A 17977-nucleotide genomic window follows, 5' to 3' on the forward strand; every position below is an offset into this window, starting at 1 on the left:
GAACGGCGCGTCAGGGCGTAGACCTGAAGGCATGACCACGTACCGCGACCGGGCCGACGCCGGCCGGGTGCTCTCCGAACGGCTCACCGCGCTCATCGGCGAACCGGACATCGTCGTCCTGGGCCTCGTCCGTGGTGGCGTGCCGGTCGCCCGGGTCGTCGCCGAACGCCTCGGCGCACCACTGGACGTGCTCGTCGTCCGCAAGCTCGGCATGCCGTGGGCTCGGGAGGTCGCCTTCGGCGCACTCGGGCCCGGCGGTGTCCAGGTGCTCAACGACGCGGTGGCCAGCCGACTCAGCAGCGACGACATCGCTGAGGTCCGCCATCGGGAGCAGGCCGAACTGGAGCGCCGGGAACGGCTCTACCGGGGCGACCGCCCACAGGTGGACCTCACCGGGCGGACGGCCGTGATCGTCGACGACGGCCTCGCCACCGGCGCAACCGCCCGCGTCGCCGTCGAGGTCGTCCGCCAACTCGGGGCACACCGCGTCGTAGTCGCGGTCCCGGTCGGCGCACAGGAGGCGTACGAACTGCTCGCCGCCGAGGCCGACCAGGTCATCTGCGCGCAACGCCCGGCGGACTTCGGCGCGGTCAGCGTCTACTACGACGATTTCCACGAGGTGTCCGACGAAGAAGTCACCGAGGCGCTCACAGCAACTGCATAGGAACAACGGGTACCGTCGGGCGATGAGTAGCCTCACCTGTCCCAAGTGTCACGGAGAAATGCGCCAGTACGAGCGCAGCGGCGTCGTCATCGACCAGTGCGGGGAGTGCCGAGGCATCTTCCTGGACCGCGGCGAGCTGGAGAAGCTGTTCGAGGCGGAGGCCAACTGGAGCCGCCAACAGGCCGGCGGCGCGCCAGGGCAGCCCGCGCAGCAGCCGGCCGGCTACCCGCCCCCGCCGCCCCCGGCGCACCAGCCCGGTTACGGCGCCGTCCCGCCGCCGCCCCCGCCCGCCCACGGCTACCCGCCGCAGCCGGCGTACGGCCACCAGCAGCAACAGCACCACGGCTACCACGGCCACTACCGGCAGAAGAAGCGCAAGGGCTTCCTCGACGACATGTTCGGCTGAGCCGGAGCCGACGTTCCGCCCGGGTCGATCCACGCGTCGGCCCGGGCACACCACCCGGGCCATTGATCGTTGGCGGGGGCAATCCTTCATGCGAGGCTGATTCGCATGACCGCGATCCGACCGGACGAGGCGCTGGCCCAGGCTTACGACGGGATCACCGCGGTGGTCGGCCGCCTGGACGACGCCGGCCTGCAACGAGCAACCCGCTGCCGTGGCTGGCTCATCGCCGACCTGCTCCTGCACGTGCTCGGCGACGCCCAGCGGGCACTCGTCACCCTGGCCAGCCCCGTCGACGGTCCCGCCGACGTCGACGACGTGAGCTACTGGCGTGACTTTCCCGCCAGCGACGACGAGGCCGCCCGGCACGCCTGGTGGGTCCGCCGATCGGCTGCCGCCTTCGACCGTCCGACCGGGATCGTCGAACTCTGGCGGGACACCGCGCCGGCGGCGGTCCGCGCCGCCACGTCAGCCGACCCCGAGGGGTACGTGACCACCCAGGGACACGTGCTGCGCGTACCGGATTTCCTCGCCACCCTGACCACCGAGGCCGCCGTCCACCACCTGGACCTGACGCTGGAACTGCCCGACGCGCCGCCGCCCGGCCCAGTGGCGGTACGCGTCGCGGTAGCGACCATGGACGGCCTGCTCAGCGACGACACCGTTCGACCCAGCGCATGGGACGACCACGACTTCCTGCTGAAGGCCACCGGGCGCGTCCCGCTGACCGACCGGGACCGGCTGGAACTGGGCGAGTCGGCGGGCTGGTTCCCACTGCTCGGCTGACCGACGACGGGTTGCCGCGTCGGTCAGCCGATGGCCATGTCGACGAAGCGGGACAGGTGCAGCTGCGCCGCGACGGTCACGGTGTCGGTGGGTCCATTTCGATGCTTGGCAACAATAAAATCCGCCTCCCCGGCCCGCGGCGACTCCTTGTCGTAGTAGTCGTCGCGGTGCAGAAGGATAACAACATCGGCATCTTGCTCGATCGAGTTGTGGGTAGCGATGCCATTGGCGATGAAGTTGTGCTTCCCGAGCACAGTCGCGTCGAACACTTCTTGTTCACCGAGCGACTCGATGGACACTATCGAGTCCCAGAAGATGTCGTTGGTCGCGTGCAAGTCGAGGTCGGCCGCATTGAGGACGGTGGCGATCGCCGCCAGCCGGGAACGACTGGGCGCGCGCTTCCAGAGGGCGCTGCCACAGAACTGGGTGCCGATGGCAGCCGCGAACTCACGGTGGGTCATCCCTTGCTCGACCAAGATTTCCTTTACCCTGGTCCACACCTCGCGCGGCACGGTGTCAACGTTGGTGTTGCTCTCCGTCGACTCCAGAGCAGCAAGCAGAGCAGCGCAGCCCTCCGAGCGCTGCCCGTAGACGCCAATCTCGCGCAGGAACCTCAACTGGTCGTCCCGACCGGAGATGTCGAGCGTGTACTGAGGGCGATGTCCCACGACTGGTACGGCCCGCAGCCGGGCTGTAATGCCGTACCTGAGGAGCAGTCGAGAGATGTCCTCGAGCATTCGTCGGCTCGTGGACGCGAAATAGACGCGCCCTCCGCGGCCCGTGCCGTTGACGGTCACCGAACCGTCCGTGGCCCAGAGGTGCCGCAAGAAGCTGGTGATCTGTTCCTTGGGCAGGCTGAAGACGGCAGAAGGGAGGAACTTCTCGTGTGACCTCAGACCGAAGAGGCCCAACTCGTCCAACCAAGACGCGATCGGGTTACGCCGACCGCGAGCCAGAGGATAGGGCGCTGGCAGGCGGAGGGTTGTCACCCTCGCAGCCGCATAGTCGTCGCGGACGGCGGAAATCCCGAAGTGCTTCGCTGCTTCGGTCACGGCCTGCAGGTTCAGCTCATCACAACTCGCGTACCGGATGGGTTGGTGCCGCACGAAGGACCCGTCGCCCAACAGGTGCGCCAACATGACCACCTCGGCGTCGACCCACGGGCGGGTGACCATTGGAGGCGGTAGGTGTCGCGGCGTAGCGATGCGGTCTCCGGGCGACAACTCACCGAGTGGCAACCAGCCGGTGAACGCAAGGAAGGGATGATTCCCTGTTGCGTCGATCTGCTTGCCCGACGCGAGGGTCAGCCGGAACACCTCGCGGGTGCCGCTCGGGAAAACGTGAGTCATGGTGCGAGGCGTATAGCGAAGGCTCTCGTCCAACGCCCAGACCGGGATGTCCTTTGCACCGCTGGACAACAGCTCACCGAGCGTGATCTCGGTGTTGTCATCCGCGCGTACCACTCGGGTCTCCGCAGTAAGGCAGCCCGACTCACGAAGATCGGACAGCTGGGGTCGCTTGTCGGTGCGCTGCTCGGGGCCACGGTTCAGCTGACTGACCGCGATCACCGGGCACTCGACCTCCTTGGCCAACAGCTTCAGGCCACGGGACAGGTCCGCGACCTCCTGCTGACGGCTCTCGGTGCGCTTCGGCGAGGTCATCAGCTGGAGATAGTCGACCACGATCATCTTGAGATCGTGCCGCTGCTTGAGCCGCCGAGCCTTGGCCCGGATCTCCATCAGGTTCATGCTCGGCGTGTCGTCGACGAAGAGCGGCGCCTCGCTGATCTCACCCATGCACCGGGCCAGCTTGGTCCAGTCGTCGTCGGAGAGCTGCCCGCTGCGCAGCACGTGCAGCGGCACCCGCGCCTCGGCGGACAGCAGTCGCATGACGATCTCGACCTTGCTCATTTCCAGCGAGAAGATCGCAGCCGCCTGGTTGGCGCGAATAGCAGCGTTTCGGGCAAAGTCCATGCTGGCCGTGCTGTTGTGGGTAGGGATCATCGCCCGGCTGGCCAGGTACAGGTGTTCGTCGTTATCGACTGTCACGCACCGCACCGGAACGCTGGGGACCGGCCGGACGTCGACGATGAACCGCGAGGTCGTTCGAACGTCGGAGGTGGTGCGGCGGCGTTCGGTGTGTGCATCCTGCTTCCGCCTGAGCCGGAAGATGACGTCCGGGGTGGAGAAGTTCAGCGTGTACGCGATCGACGACTCGGAGGTGCGGCCGCGCACCGGCTTCGCGTTGACCGTGCAGCGGTAGCCGAGGCTGACGACGAGTTCGCGTACGTCATTAGCCAGCCGCTTCGAGGTCGACGTGTACTGCAAGTTGCCGGAGGGGGCGACGGTCCCATCGGTGTCCATCAGCCCAGCGAGCAACGCCCTGCGTTGAGCCTCCGAGGCGCGCAGGTAGACGCCCGGGATGTGCTTGTTTCCCGCTACCCCGACCTGACGCAACAGCGCGAGGAATGAACCGTTCCGGTGACGGCAGTCGGCACACTTCCTCGTCGCCGGATTTTCACGCAATGCCCTGGTGGAAACGCCGCAGTCCCCGCAGACACCGTTTCCCGGAGCAGCGGACGCGGGCGGCAGCAGAATCGTGTAGACCATCGGCCCGCTGGGCCGCACGACGAAGCCGTCCGCCTCGACGTGCGCGACCATCTCCGGATCTGCCGTGGTGAAGCGGCTGGCGTCGCTGTGCCCGTCACCGAGCCATGTTCCCAAGGTGTAGGGCGGGACCAGCAGCTCACGGTCCGGGAGTTGGATGGGAGCGCAGTTGCGTACGGCATGGTTGAGCCGTCGCTGGGCGGTGTCAGTACGCAGCGTGGCCGCGATCTGGGCGGTGGTGACAACGCCGTCGTGGTCGGCCCGGCTGCCGGCATTGACCTCCCGCTCGGCTCGTCGAAGAAGCCTGCCCAGAAGCGGACCGGCAGGATAGCCCGGTGCAGTCCAGTTCTGTGGCTTGCCGTTGCGGACTATGGGACGGCTGATCCGACCAACCGACCCGACCTCGCGGGCGACGGTGTGCAGGACATGCCGGAACTCCGGCCCAACCTGCTCGATCGTGTCGAAGAGCGTGATCGGCTGGTTCCCCAGAGAGCTCAGCCGCTCGTGTGCCGCACGCACGTTGGCCAGCGACGATTCGGGCCAGTGCCGCCTCTGCCGCGCCGGTTCCTGCCGCCGGATCGCCCGCGTGGTCGTCTTCCACAGGTGCTCAGCGTCCGCCACTATGACGGTGCCGTCCGAGAACTCGACCTCGTAGCAGGGACGGTCGTGCATCACGTCGAAGGCGTGTGTGACAGTGGTCGGAGAGCCGTCCGCAGCCAGCAGCTGATCACCCGCCTTGACCTCGCCCATGGTGGTCCAGCCATCCGGGGTCGGCAGTGGGGTGTCGAGCGCGAGCGCCTTGCCCAAACCCGGCCTTCCGGCCACGATGATCAACTGTCCGGCGTGCAGGCCGTTGAGCAGTCGGTCCAGGTCGCTGAAGCCGGTCGGGACGCCGGTCATCATGCCGCCGGTCGCCCCCACCGCCTCGATCTCGTCCAGCGTCGGCTGCAGCATGTCGGCCAGGATCGCGAAGTCCTCGCTGACCCGCCGTTCGGTGACGTCGTACACGGCCTGCTGGGCGAGGTCGACGACGTCGTCCACGTCACGGCTGCCGCCACTGGCGGTGCCGTAGCCCAGCTGCACGATCTTCGTGCCGGCCTCGACCAGTCGGCGTAGCACCGCCCGCTCGCTGACGATGCGGGCGTAGTACGCGGCGTTGGCGGCGGTGGGCACGCTGGCGATGAGCGTGTGCAGGTACGGCGCGCCACCGATGCGTACCAGATCCCCGGAGTCGGCGAGCGCCGCCGCGACGGTGATCGAGTCGGCCGGCTCACCCCGACCGTAGATGTCGAGGATGACGTCGAAGATGGTGGCGTGCACCGGCCGGTAGAAGTCGTTGGTCTTGAGGATCTCGACGACGTCGGCGATGGCGTCCTTGGAGAGCAGCATGCCGCCGATGACGCACTGCTCGGCCGCGACGTCCTGTGGCGGGGTCTTGTCGAACTGGCCATCCCGCTGTGCGGGTGACTGGCCTCCGCCGGAGCGCGGCTCTGCCCGCATGTCGTCGGTGACCGACACGGGTCCCCCCTCCACTGCGCCGGATCCAACCCCAGCTCTACCGCTGGGGTACGACACTTCCGTCCGACCGGGCCGGTCGATCGGGGGCCATCGCCGGCGGTCGAGGGCCAACCATACGGACCCCGAGGTCAGAGACTCAACAACGCCGGTGGACGAGCCTCGGGACAACCTGTGGATCCCGGTGGACAGCATGTGCGCAGCGTGTGCACAGCCTGTGGATAACCATTGGGGAATTCTCGGCTATAAGCCGTTGACCTGCGAAGACATGCTCCCCAGCCTGTGGAGGAGAATATTTCGGTCGGGCCTGTGACACGATCGTCCCGTACTATCTCCAGCGAACGGCTACACCTGGACAGCGGATTCCGCTTTCGGTTCAGAAGGGTCACACTCCGGCCGTGAATTACCGGGACTGGGGACGCGGCGATGGCAGCCCGCGCGAGCGCCAGCCAACCGCCTCGTGGGGTGAGCGCGCGGCGTCCGTTCCGGTTGATCCGTACGACGAGGACGGGCGCTACCGCACCTCCAGCCGGCGGCGTGCGTTGGACCGCGGCCAGGACGAGCCTGTCGACGCCTACCTGCCCCGGTGGGCGCTGGAGTCAGGGGTCCGGCACGCGGACGGCGGTGGTCGCCACGCGGCACCGGACGACGACGAGGACGAGCCCGAGCGGCCGATCTCCGGGGCAGGCCGACGGTCCGCCGAGTCGTCGAGTGGTCGGCGGCGGGGCAGCGAGCCGCGTCGGCGGGAGCAGGCAGCGATCGGCCCGGCGCCAGACTCGGACCACACCCGGGAGTGGACGCTCGACCGTCCACAGGACCAGGGGTACTCCGGCCGCCGGCGGGCCGACGCCGGGGAGGACGAGCCGGTCTCCGGCGCTGTCTCGGACCGGCGTCCCCGCCGCGCGCCCGTTGGCCGCCCGCAGGTGATCTGGTCGGGCGGGGAGCCGGAGTCCGCCCCGAGCGAGCAGGTACCGGATCAGGAGCCGAGCCGTCCCAGCCGGCGTAGCCGCCGTGCGGCGGAGGAGTCCTGGTCCCGTCCGGCGGCCGACCCGTGGGCCCGCGGATCGGACCGGGCGGCGGAGCCCGAACCGTCGTACCCGCCTGCGGTGGACCCGTGGGACGCCTCTGGCGTGCACGCGTGGCCGCCGACGGCCGGCGCGGACGGCGGGGACCTGAGCGGGCAGTGGTCGGCGGTGGAGAGCGTCGGTGGCTGGGAACGGTCGGACCGCACTGGCCAGTGGGAGCGGTCCGCGATCGAGGACGACCAGTGGGACCGTACGGTGGCGCCACGCTCCGATCGTCCGGTGGCGGCCGAGGGGTGGCCGAGCCGGGAAGACGGGTTCTGGTCCGGCACCCGGTTGGCCGATGACGACCCGCGTTGGATGGATCCGACGACGTCGGCGCCCCGGTCGCCGGTGGTGGGATACACCGCCCCACGGCCGCGCAGCGCGCCCGCGCCGCGTTCGGGCGCACCGCGTGCGGGTACGCCCCGGCGTCGGGCGGACCGGCCGGCGGTGGGAACGGCGTCGGTACGTCGGCGGGTCGAGTCGGCGGCCACTGGTGCCTGGGCGCGGCGTCTGGAGGACGACCTGCTGGACCCGGATCCGGGTGGGTCCGTCCGGCCTCTGCTGTACACGGCGGCCTGTTACCTGGTGCCGGCGATGCTGATCTTCGTTTGGCTGTTGACGCTGGACAGCCAGGCGCCGGCTGGTTGTGTGACCGACATCAGCGGGGGCGGGTGTGAGTCCGCCCGGTCCCGGGCACTGGAGTCACTACTGGCTGGTTCGCCGCGCTTCGGTTTGGCGCTGGTGAGCAGTCTGGTGGTGGCGGCGCTGCTGCGGCGGGTGGGTACGACGTGGCGCTCGGCCACCATCGCGGTTGCCGCCGCAGTCGTGGGCGGTGGCCTCTCCACTGTGCTGATCAGCGCGGTGACGGGCCAGCCCATCGGGTGACCCGGCTGCGAGCCGCCGGACCATCGTGCCGGGCTGTGCCGGGTCGGACGATGTACGCACGAGGGCCCGCACCGATTGCTCGGTGCGGGCCCTCGTGGTGGTGTTGCGGACGTCAGCCCTGAACGACGTTCAGGTTGAACGACGCGGTCACCTCAGGGTGCAGCTTGATCTTCACCGGGTAGGCGCCGATCGACTTGATGTGACCGGGTACCTCCAGCCGGCGACGATCGAGGACCGGGCCGCTGGCGGCCTTGACGGCGTCGACGATCTCGGCCGGAGTGACCGAGCCGAAGAGCCGTCCGCCGTCGCCGGCGCGGACCTTCAGGTTGACCTTGAGACCCTCGAGCTGAGCCTTGACCTCGTTGGCGTGGTCGAGGTCGCGGATCTCGCGGGCCCCACGGGCCCGCTTGATGACCGTGACCTGCTTTTCCGCGCCCTTGGTCCAGACGATCGCGAAGCCCTGCGGCAGCAGGTAGTTACGGCCGTAGCCGTTCTTGACCTCGACGATGTCGCCCGGGGCACCGAGGCCGGACACTTCCTGAGTCAGGATGATCTTCATATCGGTGCCTCCTCTCAGCGGGTGGTGGCCGTGTATGGCAGGAGCGCCATCTCACGGGCGTTCTTGACCGCACGGGCGATCTGCCGCTGCTGCTGCGAGGTCACGCCGGTCACCCGACGAGCGCGGATCTTGCCGCGATCGGAGATGAACTTGCGCAGCAGCGCGGTGTCCTTGTAATCGATGTAGGCGATCCCGTCCTTGTCGAGCGGGTTCACCTTCTTCTTGGGCTTGCGCAGTGCCGCAGCCTTGGCCGTTGCACGTGCTCCTGGTTTGCGATCGCGAGCGCTAGGCGCCATTAGAACGGTGGCTCCTCGTCAAAATTGGCGCCCGAACCGGCACGCGCGGGAGAAGGAGCAGCCGAAGCCCAGGGGTCGTCGAAGTTGCCTCCGCCGCCGCCCTGGTTGCCACCGCCACCGCCACCGCCGCCACCGAAGCCGCCGCCGCCACCGCCGGAGCGGGACATCTTCTGCACCTTCGCCGTGGCGTAGCGCAGCGACGGGCCGATCTCGTCGACCTCAAGCTCGATGACAGTGCGCTTCTCACCCTCGCGGGTCTCGTACGACCGCTGACGCAGCCGGCCCGACACGATCACCCGAGCGCCACGCTGCAGCGACTCGGCGACGTGCTCGGCAGCCTGCCGCCACACGGTGCATGCGAGGAACAGCGGCTCGCCGTCCTTCCATTCGTTCGACGCCTTGTCCATGAAACGGGGCGTCGAAGCGACTCGGAACTTGGCGACCGCAGCCCCGGAGGGGGTGAACCGCAACTCGGGGTCATCGGTCAGATTGCCGATGACCGTGATGGTGGTGTCTCCTGCCATGACCATCTCCTCGCGCACTCAGCGTCTCGTCGTACAGGCTCGCAGAGCCGTACGACAGAGTCGCGGAGGCTGATCCGGACGAACCGGGGTTGGATGCTCTAGCGCATTTCCGGTCGGATGACCTTGGTGCGCAGCACGGACTCGTTGAGCCGGAGCTGACGGTCCAGCTCGGCCACCGCAGCAGGCGTGGCCTGCAGGTCGATGACGGCGTAGATGCCTTCGGCCTTTTTGTTGATCTCGTACGCGAGGCGCCGACGGCCCCACACGTCGGTCTTCTCAACCGAGCCACCCGCGGTCCGAATCACGTTCAGGTACGTGTCGAGCGACGGTGCGACGGTGCGCTCCTCGAGGCTGGAGTCGAGGATGACCATTAGTTCGTAGTGACGCAAGACGTGCTCACCTCCTGTGGGCTAAGCGGCCACGGTCCTTCCGTGGCAGGAGGTCTTGTGTCGTCGTCCGCACGCGCCGAGGGAACCCGGCCGGACGCGGACAACCTGACCAGGATACCCGGTCCCAACGATCATGCCCGGGGTGGTCGGGTCCAGACCCAGACGAGCCGACGGGGGCCCACCGTCCGACCGTCAATTGGCCGGTGGTGGACCCCCGTCTACGAGGCCGCGGGGCGTCCGGTCCGCATTCCTTGGGTGGGACCTGGGGAGGAACGACCACACCGATGAGGTTGGACCGAAGACGCCCCGCGGAGCTTTATCGTGTTGTTATCTGACGATACAACAGCACTCGTACCTTGTCGGGGGGAAAAGCACAATTTTCGGAGATTCGTCGTCGCTCGGTATCCGCTGTGCGATGGGGGTCGCCCCCGCTGCGCCGGGCCGCGCCGCGGGGGTGACCTCGCTGTCGGCCGTCGACCGTCGGTCGCCGTGCGACGCTCGCGCCGCTGGCGAAACCGGGAGTGGTCGCCGGTTCAAACCCATCAACGATCGTCGGTCCCTCCGGTGACGCGACACCGCCCCGACCGTCGCTCCGCCGGTCGGGGGCGCGACGTAGGCTCGCTCGCATGCGTATCGGAGCCCACGTCGACTCGACCGACCCGCTGGCGGAGGCGGCCGCCCGGTCCGCCGAGACCGTGCAGTTCTTCCTCGCCGACCCACAGGGTTGGAAGGCGCCCAAGCCTCGCGAAGATGCCGAGCGGCTACGCGCCGCCGAGGTCGACCTCTACGTGCACGCGCCGTACGTCATCAACGTGGCCACGCTCAACAACCGCATCCGGATCCCGAGCCGCAAGCTGCTGCTCGGGCACGCCAACGCGGCCACCGCCATCGGCGCCAAGGGCCTGATCGTCCACGGTGGGCACGTCAACGCCGGCGACGACCTGGCCGTCGGCTTCGACAACTGGCGCAAGACGTTCGCGTACGCGGCGGACTCCGGCGGCTTCGGCGTACCGGTCCTGATCGAGAACACCGCCGGCGGCGACAACTCCTGCGCCCGGCGGCTGGACGCGCTCGCCCGACTCTGGGACGCCATCGGTGAGTACGAGGTCGGCTTCTGCCTGGACACCTGCCACGCGTACGCGGGCGGCGAGGAGCTGCTCGGCCTGGTCGACCGGGTCAAGGCGATCACCGGGCGGATCGACCTGGTGCACGCCAACAACTCCAAGGGCGCGTTCAACTCGGGCCAGGACCGTCACGACAACCTGGACGGCGGGACGATCGACCCGGAGCTTGTGGTGGCGGTGATCCGGGCAGCCGGCGCGCCGGTGGTCGTCGAGACACCGGGCGGTGTGACCGGCCAGGCGGCCGACATCGACTTCCTGCGTGAGCAGCTCGGAGCGAAGAGCCCGACGGCATGACGAGCGGACAGCCCGGGACCGGCAACGCCCGGCCCAACCCCACCGGCGCGACCGCCGAGAGCCAAGCCGCCACCACAGCCGCGGCCGGCACCCCCACCCAGCAGAACGCCGCGAACAAGCAGGATGCCGCCGAGGGCGCCACCGCGGCCAGCGACAGCACTGCCAAGGGGACCGACGCGGTCAAGGGCAGCGACCCGGCCAAGGACAGCGACCCGGCCAAGGGCGCAAAGGCGGACGAAACCGACGGTACGGATAAGGCCGACAGCGAGGTGAAGCCGGTCGGCCCGGAGCGTTGGGAGGCATTCGCCTCCGCCCCTGAGCCGAAGCCCTCCATCTTCAGTCGGGTGGGCCGGGCGGTCGGTCGGTTCCTGATCCACGAATGGACCCTGGCCGCCCTCGGCTCGTTGGCACTGGCCGTGTTGATGACCTGGCCGACGCTGCGCTATCCGCGCTACACCCTCCCTCAGGACTACTGGGACCCGAGCCTGCAAGCCTGGCAGATGGCCTGGTCGGGGCACATCCTGCTGGCCGAGCCAGCACGGCTGTGGCAGTCCAACACGTTCTTCCCCGAGCTGTGGAGCTTCGCGTTCTCCGACACTCTGCTCGGGTACGCCCCGGCCGGAATGCTCGGCAGCGGTCCCGAGGACGCCGTGCTGCGCTACAACATCATGTTCGTGCTGGCGCACGCGCTCGCGACGCTCGGGGCGTACGCGCTGGCCCGACAGCTCGGGGCCGGCCGGATCGGTGCGGCCGTCGCGGGGGTGAGCTACACCTACGCGCCGTGGCTGCTGGCCCAGGCCGGGCACCTGCACGTGCTCTCCAACGGTGGCATTCCGCTGGCGCTGGCGATGTTGGCGCGCGGGCACGGGTGGTCCCTCCGACACGGCTACCGGCCGGAGCGCCGGCATGACGGTTGGGTCTACGCCGGTTGGCTGGTGGCGGCCTGGCAACTCAGCCTCGGCTTCGGCATCGGGCTGCCCTTCGCGTACTTCCTGGCCGGCGCGGTGCTGGTTGCCGCCGTCCTGTTCATCGCGCGGCGGTTGCGCACCGGGCAGGCCGTTCCGTTCGGTCGCCGGTTGTTCGTCGCCGACGTGCTCGGCGGGGTGTTGTTCGCCGGTGTCGGTCTGCTGATGGCGTTCCCGTTCTTCAAGGTGACCGAGCTGCACCCGTACGCCGAGCGCACCGTCGGCGACATCAGCCTCTTCTCGCCACCGGCGTCGGGCTTCGTGACGGCGCCCGGGGAGTCGCGGATCTGGGGTGGGCTGCACGAGGGCGCCCGGGCAGCGCTGCCGTGGCACCCGGAGATGACCCTGCTGCCGGGCTTCGTGCTCTACGCGCTCGCCGCGGGCGGGTTGCTCTTCTCGGTGTGGCGGCTGCGGCACCGGCTGCTGCTGCTCGCCGGGGTGCTGGTGACGATGGCCTTCGCCATGGGCACCCGTTTCTTCGACGGCACCTTCACCTACGTGCCCCTCTTCGAGCATCTGCCGGGTTGGAGCGGGCTGCGTACCCCCGGGCGGTTGATGCTCTGGACCACGTTGTTGCTCGGCCTGCTCGCGGCGGGCGCGGTCACCGCGCTCACCGACCGGGTCCGCGAGTTGACCGCGCAACGGATCCCGTCGTGGCCGGGGCCGTGGCTGCGGATGGCCACCCTGCTGCCGTTGCTGCTGGTCACCGTCGAGGGCCTGAACACCACCCCACACCCGGTGGTGCCGACCCAGCCGGCGGCGATGCGTTCGGCGGAGGGTCCGCTGTTGGTGCTGCCCAGCAATCAGAGCCTGGACCAGCACGTGATGCTCTGGTCGACCAGCGGGTTCCCCGACGTGGTCAACGGCGGTAGCGGCTTCACGCCGCGCCAGCTCGACGACGTCCGTCGGGTGAGCCAGTCGTTCCCGGACCAGACGAGCGTCGACTACCTGCGCACGCTCGGCGTTCGCACAGTGGTGTTGCTGCGCGGTCAGGTGGCCGGCACACCATGGGAGATCAACATCGACGCGCCCGTCGAGTCGCTCGGCATCAGCCGGCAGGAGGTCGGCGACGCCGTCGTCTATCGCCTGTGAAGCTTTAGGGCGGGTTTTCGGGGGAGCCCACCCGGCTCCGGGCGGTCAGGCTTGATCCCTGCGCCGGGCGGGGCTCCCCCGAAAACCCTGACGTGGTGCCGGCCGCGGTGGCCTTAGGGTCAGGTCGTGGGCACCGGTACCGGTGCTTGTTCGCTGGTCGTCGTGGTGCGGCGCCAGCGGTCTATCCAGGGGGCGTCCGGAGCGCCGTCGAGAACGCCACCGTCCGGGTCGTCCGGGTAGGTGGCCCGCACCGCGTCCTGCTCGGGGTGCAGGATCTCCTTGACGACGAAGACGCAGAGCACCACCACGGTGGCCAGTCGCAGCGTCGAGGCCAGCACGAACACCCCTTCCGGGAAGACCGGACGGCTGGTTGCCGCGCCGAGCAGTTCCCCGTAGAAGGCGACGAAGTAGCAGACCTCGGCGATCTGCCAGGCCAGGAACGCGCCCCACTTCGGTCGGGCCAGCACCACCAGCGGGAGCAGCCAGAGCACGAACTGCTGCGACCAGACCTTGCTGAAGATGAGGAACGCGGCGACCACCAGGAAGGCGAGCTGACCCAGCCGCGGTCGGCGCGGCGCCCGCAGCGCCAGCACCGCGACACCGAGGCAGGCAAGCCCGAACAGCGCGTACGAGATGGTGTTGAGGGTGGGGATGTTGGCGTTGAGCCACTCGAACGGGCCGAGCTTGGCGGGGTCGTTGCCGACTTTGCCGTCCAGGTAGCGACCGATGTACCAGAGCGTGCCCCAGTCGATCGGTCGGGTGGTGTTCAGCTCGAAGAACCGGTCCCAGTTCTCCGGGTACGCCCTTGCGGCCGGCAGGTTCACCAGCACCACGGCCGCGATCGCCGTCCCGATGGCAATGAGCGCGGCACGTATCCGGTCGGCTCGCAGCGCGAGGATGAGGATCGGCCCGAGCAGGAACAACGGCCAGAGCTTCGCCGCGCCGGCGAGCCCGAGCAGCACGCCGGCCGCCGCCGGTCGTTTTCGGGCCCAGGCCAGGAGGCCGAAGGCGGCCAGCCCGATGGCGAGCAGGTCCCAGTTGACTGTGGCGGTGAGCACCAACGCCGGGGCGAGTGCGAACAGCGCCGCGTCCCAGGGTCGTCGGCGGCGCAACGCCAGGATCACCCCCACCGTGGCCACCGCGAGCGCACCCAGCACCAGCGCGTTGAGGTTGTAGAACCACTGGACCTGGTTGATGCTCGGGTCGCCCTCACCGATGGCGTGCACCGGCAGGCCCAGCGCGCCCATGAAATAGCCGGTCAGCACCGGGTACTCGACCGGGTGGTCGCGGTAGGGCACCTTGCCCTCATTGAGCCCTTCGGCGTAGTAGAGGGCAAGGACGTCGGTGTAGCAGAACCGGGTGTACTGGACGTTGTTCTGCCAGGCGCCGTTCTGGCAGGGCGATTTCTGCACCCAGTGCAGCGCGAGTGTGAGGCACACCAGCGCCAGCACGATCCGCACGGGGGTCCAGAAGCGACGCTCCCCACCGGCCGGCCGGTCCAGCGCTGTCGCGTGGTCGCCGAGCGGTCCGCCGATGACGCTGGAGACGCCGCGGACGAACCCGTCGGAGCGGGACGGGTGATCGGTGGTTCCGGCGTCGTCGATGCCGGGCGTCGACTGGGTGCTCATGAAGAGGCATCCTGCCGTACGACAGGGGTGCCCGTCCCGGCGCGGCGCGGAGTTCGGGGTACGAAAACGCCGCCGCCGGCCCGGGACAGGTCGTCCGGCCGGCGGCGGTGTCGTCGTGTGCTGGTGCGGGTCAGTCTCGGTTGGGTGGCAGCCCGGGTAACAGGCCTCCGCCGCCACCACCGGTTCCGCCGCCGCCGGGATTGCCTCCTGGATTGCCGCCGGGGTTACCGCCGGGGTTGCCCCCAGGGTTACCGCCAGGGTTGTTGCCCCCAGGGTTGCAGAAGATGTCGATCAGCGGGTTACAGGGGGTGCCCTGGCCGGGCTGACCCCCCGGGTTGGGTGGCGGCGGCGGGGGCGGCGGGGCTTCACCGTTTCCGGAATCCGGATCGCCGACGTTCTGGGCCGGCGGGAAGTCGACCTTGGGCTTGCCCTTCAGCGCCTCGTCCATGAACCGCTCCCAGATGTCGCCTGGGAGGTTTCCACCACTGACCTTCCGCTTGTCCTTGAGGATGAGCGGCTTCCGGTCTCGCACGTTGCCCACCCACACTGCGGTGGCCAACTGCGGCGTGTAACCGACCATCCAGGCGTCGCCGTTGTCCCTGCTGTCGCCCTTGAGCTCCCAGGTACCGGTCTTGGAGGCCGCCTTGCGACCGTCGTCGAGCCGGTGGTTGACGGCGGCCGGGTAGTCCTTCAGCACGGACGTCACGTCGTCCACGACGCCCTTGTCGATTCGCCGCTTCGAGTCGAGCTTCTCGCTGTAGATCTTGTCCCACTTACCGGTGTTCGGGTTCTGCTTCTCCACCGAGTAGAGGAAGTGGGCCTTGTTGTAGACGCCCCCGTTGGCGAAGGTGGCGACGCCGTTGGCGTGGTCCAGCACGGTGATCGGGTACTGGCCGTAACCGACGACGTTGAAGAACGGCTCCGGCGTGATGTCCTTCGGGTCGGTCTTGGTCAGGTCGTAGGCCTTGGCCGGGTTGGTGTCCGTGCGCCACATGGTGGTGACGCCGGCCTGCTTGGCCATGTCGACGACCTTGTCCGCGCCGATCTCCTCGGTGACGTAGTAGAACGGCACGTTCAGGGACTTGAGGGTGGACACCTTGAGGGTGCAGGAGTTACCGCAGTCGGGGTTGTCGTCGCCCGCGTTGCTGACCTTGAACTCGGTGCCTTCCGGCTTGAAGGCCCTGCCCTTCCACCGGGACTCGAGCGCCTTCTTCTCCTTGAGCGCCGCCGCCAGGGTGTAGATCTTGAAGCTTGAACCTGGCGAGTGACCGCCGCTGATCGTGCCACTGGAGTCGGTGTTCTTGCCGGCGTAGTCGGTGCCGGTGCCGTTGTCACCGCCGTAGTACGCGACGACCCGACCGTTTGTGGGGTCGATCGCCACCACCGCGGCCATGAGGTTGGACGGCTGATCAGCCAACTCGGAGCCCTTGGACTTGCGCTGGGCCGTCTCGACCGCCGCCGCCTGCATCTTGGTGTCCACAGTGGTGCGGATCCGATAACCGCCGGCCATCAGCGCCTGGGAACACAGCGGCTTGGTATCTGTCACCTCCGTGTCCTTCTCGACGCAGATGCCCCTGTCCCGCATCTCCTGCCGGACGTAGTTGATGACATTGCCGTACGGGGTGTCGACGCCGAAGTCGACGCCGATGCCGCCCTTCTTCGGGGCCTTGATGGCCTTTATCGGGTACTCAGCAGGACGCGGTTCCTTGCCGGGCACACCGAGCCAGCCCTCCTTGACCATGCCCTCGATCACGTAGGTCCAGCGATCCTGGGCCGCTGTCGGATTGATCGCCGGGTCGTACCCCTGGTGGGTGGAGCTGGGTTCTGGCTGCTTGATCAGAGCCGCGAGGACGGCACCCTCGGCCGGATTGAGCTTGCCCACCGACTTGCCGAAGTAGGTCTGCGCCGCAGCCTCGATGCCGTAGGCGCCCCGGCCGAAGTAGATCACGTTGAGGTAGTGCTGCATGATCTGCGGCTTCGTGTACTCGTCGTTGAGCTTGGAGGCGAAGATCGCCTCCTTCACCTTCCGGGCGTACGTGTCGTCCTTCAGGTTGTCGTAGGCGTTACGCGCGTACTGCTGGGTGATGGTCGAGGCGCCCTGCTTGTCGCCGCCGGAGAGGTTGTTCCAGCCGGCGCGGGCAATGCCCTTGTAGTCCACACCGGAGTGGCGGTAGAAGTTCCGGTCCTCGGCTGCGGCAACCGCGTTCTGCACGTACTCCGGAATCTGGTCGATGGTGACCAGGGTTCGGTTCTGATCGCCCACCTTGGCGATGATCGTCTTGTTGTCGAAGGCGTACAGGGTGGTCGCCTGCGGCGGGGTGATCTCGTCCGGGAGCACGACGCTCGTCGAGTAGTAGGTGAACCCGACCACGCCGATTCCGGCGAGCATGATGAAGACGGCGAACCCGGCGATCAGCAGGTTCATTCGCTTGCGCTTCTTCGCCCGCGCCGCGCCCGAGTCACCCGGACCACGGCCGCCCCGACCGGGACCACCCGGACCACCGGGTCCCCCAGGGCCGCCCGGTCCACCGGAGACCGGTGAGACGCTCGCTCGGGCGACCGCCGCACGACCACCGACCGACGCGGAGCCGACGCTGGCCCGGCCTGCTGAGGCGCTGCCGACCGAGGCCGCACCGACGGCGGCGGCACCGACCGAGGCCCGACCTGCTGGCGCACCCGGCGCGGGAGAGACGGGCACGGAGGCCCGACCGGCGCCAGCACGGCCAGCGGCCACACCCGGTGCCGGCGACACCGGCACCGAGGCCCGACCGGCCCTGCCGTTGGCTGCCGAACCCACCGAGGCGGACCCGGCCGCCGCGCTGCCACGCGGCGGCACCGAGGCCGAACCGCCGACCGTGGCGCGACCGCCGGTCGCCCGGGGCGTCACCGAGGCACGGCCCGGGGTTGCCGCGCCGCCCTCCGAGGCTGACCAGCCGCTCCCGCCGGAGTCACCGCCGGGCCGGCGGTACGCGTCGTCCGCGCCCGGTCCGGGGTCACCGTCCGGACCCGAGTACTGGGCCCGCCCGCGCGCAGAACTGGGATCACCGTACGAGTTCATTCCTCACACCCTGCCGGTCGCGGTGGGGCGCGACTGCGCCGCCACCGGGTTGCCGTGAGTTGCTTCACCCCGGCTGCCGGCACGGGGGTGCCGAGCGAGCGGGGTCATTGTCGTATCAATCG

Annotated in this window: 13 protein-coding genes; 6 read left to right on the forward strand and 7 right to left on the reverse strand. The window is 69.0% G+C overall.

Annotated elements, in window-relative coordinates; translation table 11 throughout:
* Positions 1 to 31: 31 nt before the first annotated feature.
* The 3 genes from OHB44_RS00755 to OHB44_RS00765 all read left to right on the forward strand — a co-directional run bounded on the left by OHB44_RS00755 (position 32) and on the right by OHB44_RS00765 (position 1853).
* Positions 32 to 664 (forward strand): phosphoribosyltransferase, encoded by a 633-nt coding sequence (locus OHB44_RS00755; RefSeq protein WP_238687608.1) that lies wholly within the window; start codon positions 32 to 34, stop codon positions 662 to 664.
* Positions 665 to 686: 22 nt separating this feature from the next.
* Entirely contained in the window at positions 687 to 1070 is a 384-nt protein-coding gene (locus OHB44_RS00760; RefSeq protein ID WP_210782052.1) for a TFIIB-type zinc ribbon-containing protein, read from the forward strand.
* 105 nt (positions 1071 to 1175) lie between these two features.
* Positions 1176 to 1853 (forward strand): maleylpyruvate isomerase N-terminal domain-containing protein, encoded by a 678-nt coding sequence (locus OHB44_RS00765; protein ID WP_238687609.1) that lies wholly within the window; start codon positions 1176 to 1178, stop codon positions 1851 to 1853.
* 23 nt (positions 1854 to 1876) lie between these two features.
* On the opposite strand, the gene OHB44_RS00770 is transcribed toward OHB44_RS00765, so the two are convergent.
* A complete protein-coding gene (locus OHB44_RS00770; protein ID WP_330439366.1) occupies positions 1877 to 6169 on the reverse strand; it encodes a replicative DNA helicase in 4293 nt (1430 codons plus the stop codon).
* A gap of 203 nt (positions 6170 to 6372) precedes the next feature.
* Here OHB44_RS00770 and OHB44_RS00775 point away from each other — a divergent pair, with 203 nt between their 5' ends.
* The gene (locus OHB44_RS00775; protein WP_238687611.1) at positions 6373 to 7926 is read left to right on the forward strand and encodes a hypothetical protein; all 1554 of its coding nucleotides are present in this window, start codon (positions 6373 to 6375) and stop codon (positions 7924 to 7926) included.
* Positions 7927 to 8038: 112 nt separating this feature from the next.
* Here OHB44_RS00775 and rplI read toward each other — a convergent pair whose 3' ends face one another.
* From rplI to rpsF, 4 genes are all read right to left on the reverse strand, one after another.
* Positions 8039 to 8485, reverse strand: a complete 447-nt coding sequence (gene rplI / locus OHB44_RS00780) for a 50S ribosomal protein L9 (RefSeq protein WP_030487689.1) — start codon at positions 8483 to 8485, stop codon at positions 8039 to 8041.
* Positions 8486 to 8499: 14 nt separating this feature from the next.
* Positions 8500 to 8781, reverse strand: a complete 282-nt coding sequence (rpsR, locus tag OHB44_RS00785; RefSeq protein WP_051723758.1) for a 30S ribosomal protein S18 — start codon at positions 8779 to 8781, stop codon at positions 8500 to 8502.
* On the reverse strand, positions 8781 to 9323 hold the full coding sequence (locus OHB44_RS00790) for a single-stranded DNA-binding protein (protein ID WP_238687929.1): 543 nt from the start codon (positions 9321 to 9323) through the stop codon (positions 8781 to 8783). Before OHB44_RS00790 ends, rpsR begins: the two co-directional genes overlap by 1 nt.
* 80 nt (positions 9324 to 9403) lie before the next feature.
* Entirely contained in the window at positions 9404 to 9694 is a 291-nt protein-coding gene (rpsF, locus tag OHB44_RS00795) for a 30S ribosomal protein S6 (RefSeq protein WP_036391391.1), read from the reverse strand.
* Between the two features lie 626 nt (positions 9695 to 10320).
* Here rpsF and OHB44_RS00800 point away from each other — a divergent pair.
* Both OHB44_RS00800 and OHB44_RS00805 read left to right on the forward strand, forming a co-directional pair.
* Entirely contained in the window at positions 10321 to 11112 is a 792-nt protein-coding gene (locus OHB44_RS00800; RefSeq protein ID WP_238687612.1) for a deoxyribonuclease IV, read from the forward strand.
* Positions 11109 to 13169 carry a hypothetical protein gene (locus OHB44_RS00805; protein ID WP_330439368.1) on the forward strand — a complete coding sequence of 687 codons (2061 nt, stop codon included), beginning with the start codon at positions 11109 to 11111 and terminating at the stop codon, positions 13167 to 13169. The genes OHB44_RS00800 and OHB44_RS00805 overlap by 4 nt, the downstream gene beginning before the upstream one ends.
* Positions 13170 to 13288: 119 nt before the next feature.
* Here the strand turns inward: OHB44_RS00805 and OHB44_RS00810 are convergent, their stop codons facing one another.
* Complete coding sequence (locus OHB44_RS00810; protein WP_238687614.1) at positions 13289 to 14797, reverse strand: glycosyltransferase family 87 protein; 1509 nt, start codon at positions 14795 to 14797, stop codon at positions 13289 to 13291.
* 130 nt (positions 14798 to 14927) lie between these two features.
* Positions 14928 to 17855, reverse strand: a complete 2928-nt coding sequence (locus tag OHB44_RS00815) for a transglycosylase domain-containing protein (protein WP_442932646.1) — start codon at positions 17853 to 17855, stop codon at positions 14928 to 14930.
* Positions 17856 to 17977 lie beyond the last annotated feature (122 nt).

It is taken from the genome of Micromonospora sp. NBC_00821 (assembly GCF_036347035.1).
In the GTDB taxonomy this organism is placed as follows: Bacteria; Actinomycetota; Actinomycetes; order Mycobacteriales; family Micromonosporaceae; genus Micromonospora; species Micromonospora hortensis.

What these genes read in the sequence shown, in the direction of transcription:
- rpsR (WP_051723758.1), bottom strand. Translation starts at nt 8,781, where the DNA reads ATGGCGCCTAGCGCTCGCGATCGCAAACCAGGAGCACGTGCAACGGCC.
- OHB44_RS00800 (WP_238687612.1), top strand. Translation starts at nt 10,321, where the DNA reads ATGCGTATCGGAGCCCACGTCGACTCGACCGACCCGCTGGCGGAGGCG.
- OHB44_RS00760 (WP_210782052.1), top strand. Translation starts at nt 687, where the DNA reads ATGAGTAGCCTCACCTGTCCCAAGTGTCACGGAGAAATGCGCCAGTAC.
- OHB44_RS00755 (WP_238687608.1), top strand. Translation starts at nt 32, where the DNA reads ATGACCACGTACCGCGACCGGGCCGACGCCGGCCGGGTGCTCTCCGAA.
- OHB44_RS00810 (WP_238687614.1), bottom strand. Translation starts at nt 14,797, where the DNA reads ATGAGCACCCAGTCGACGCCCGGCATCGACGACGCCGGAACCACCGAT.
- OHB44_RS00770 (WP_330439366.1), bottom strand. Translation starts at nt 6,169, where the DNA reads ATGCTGTCCACCGGGATCCACAGGTTGTCCCGAGGCTCGTCCACCGGC.
- OHB44_RS00765 (WP_238687609.1), top strand. Translation starts at nt 1,176, where the DNA reads ATGACCGCGATCCGACCGGACGAGGCGCTGGCCCAGGCTTACGACGGG.
- OHB44_RS00805 (WP_330439368.1), top strand. Translation starts at nt 11,109, where the DNA reads ATGACGAGCGGACAGCCCGGGACCGGCAACGCCCGGCCCAACCCCACC.
- rplI (WP_030487689.1), bottom strand. Translation starts at nt 8,485, where the DNA reads ATGAAGATCATCCTGACTCAGGAAGTGTCCGGCCTCGGTGCCCCGGGC.
- OHB44_RS00815 (WP_442932646.1), bottom strand. Translation starts at nt 17,855, where the DNA reads ATGAACTCGTACGGTGATCCCAGTTCTGCGCGCGGGCGGGCCCAGTAC.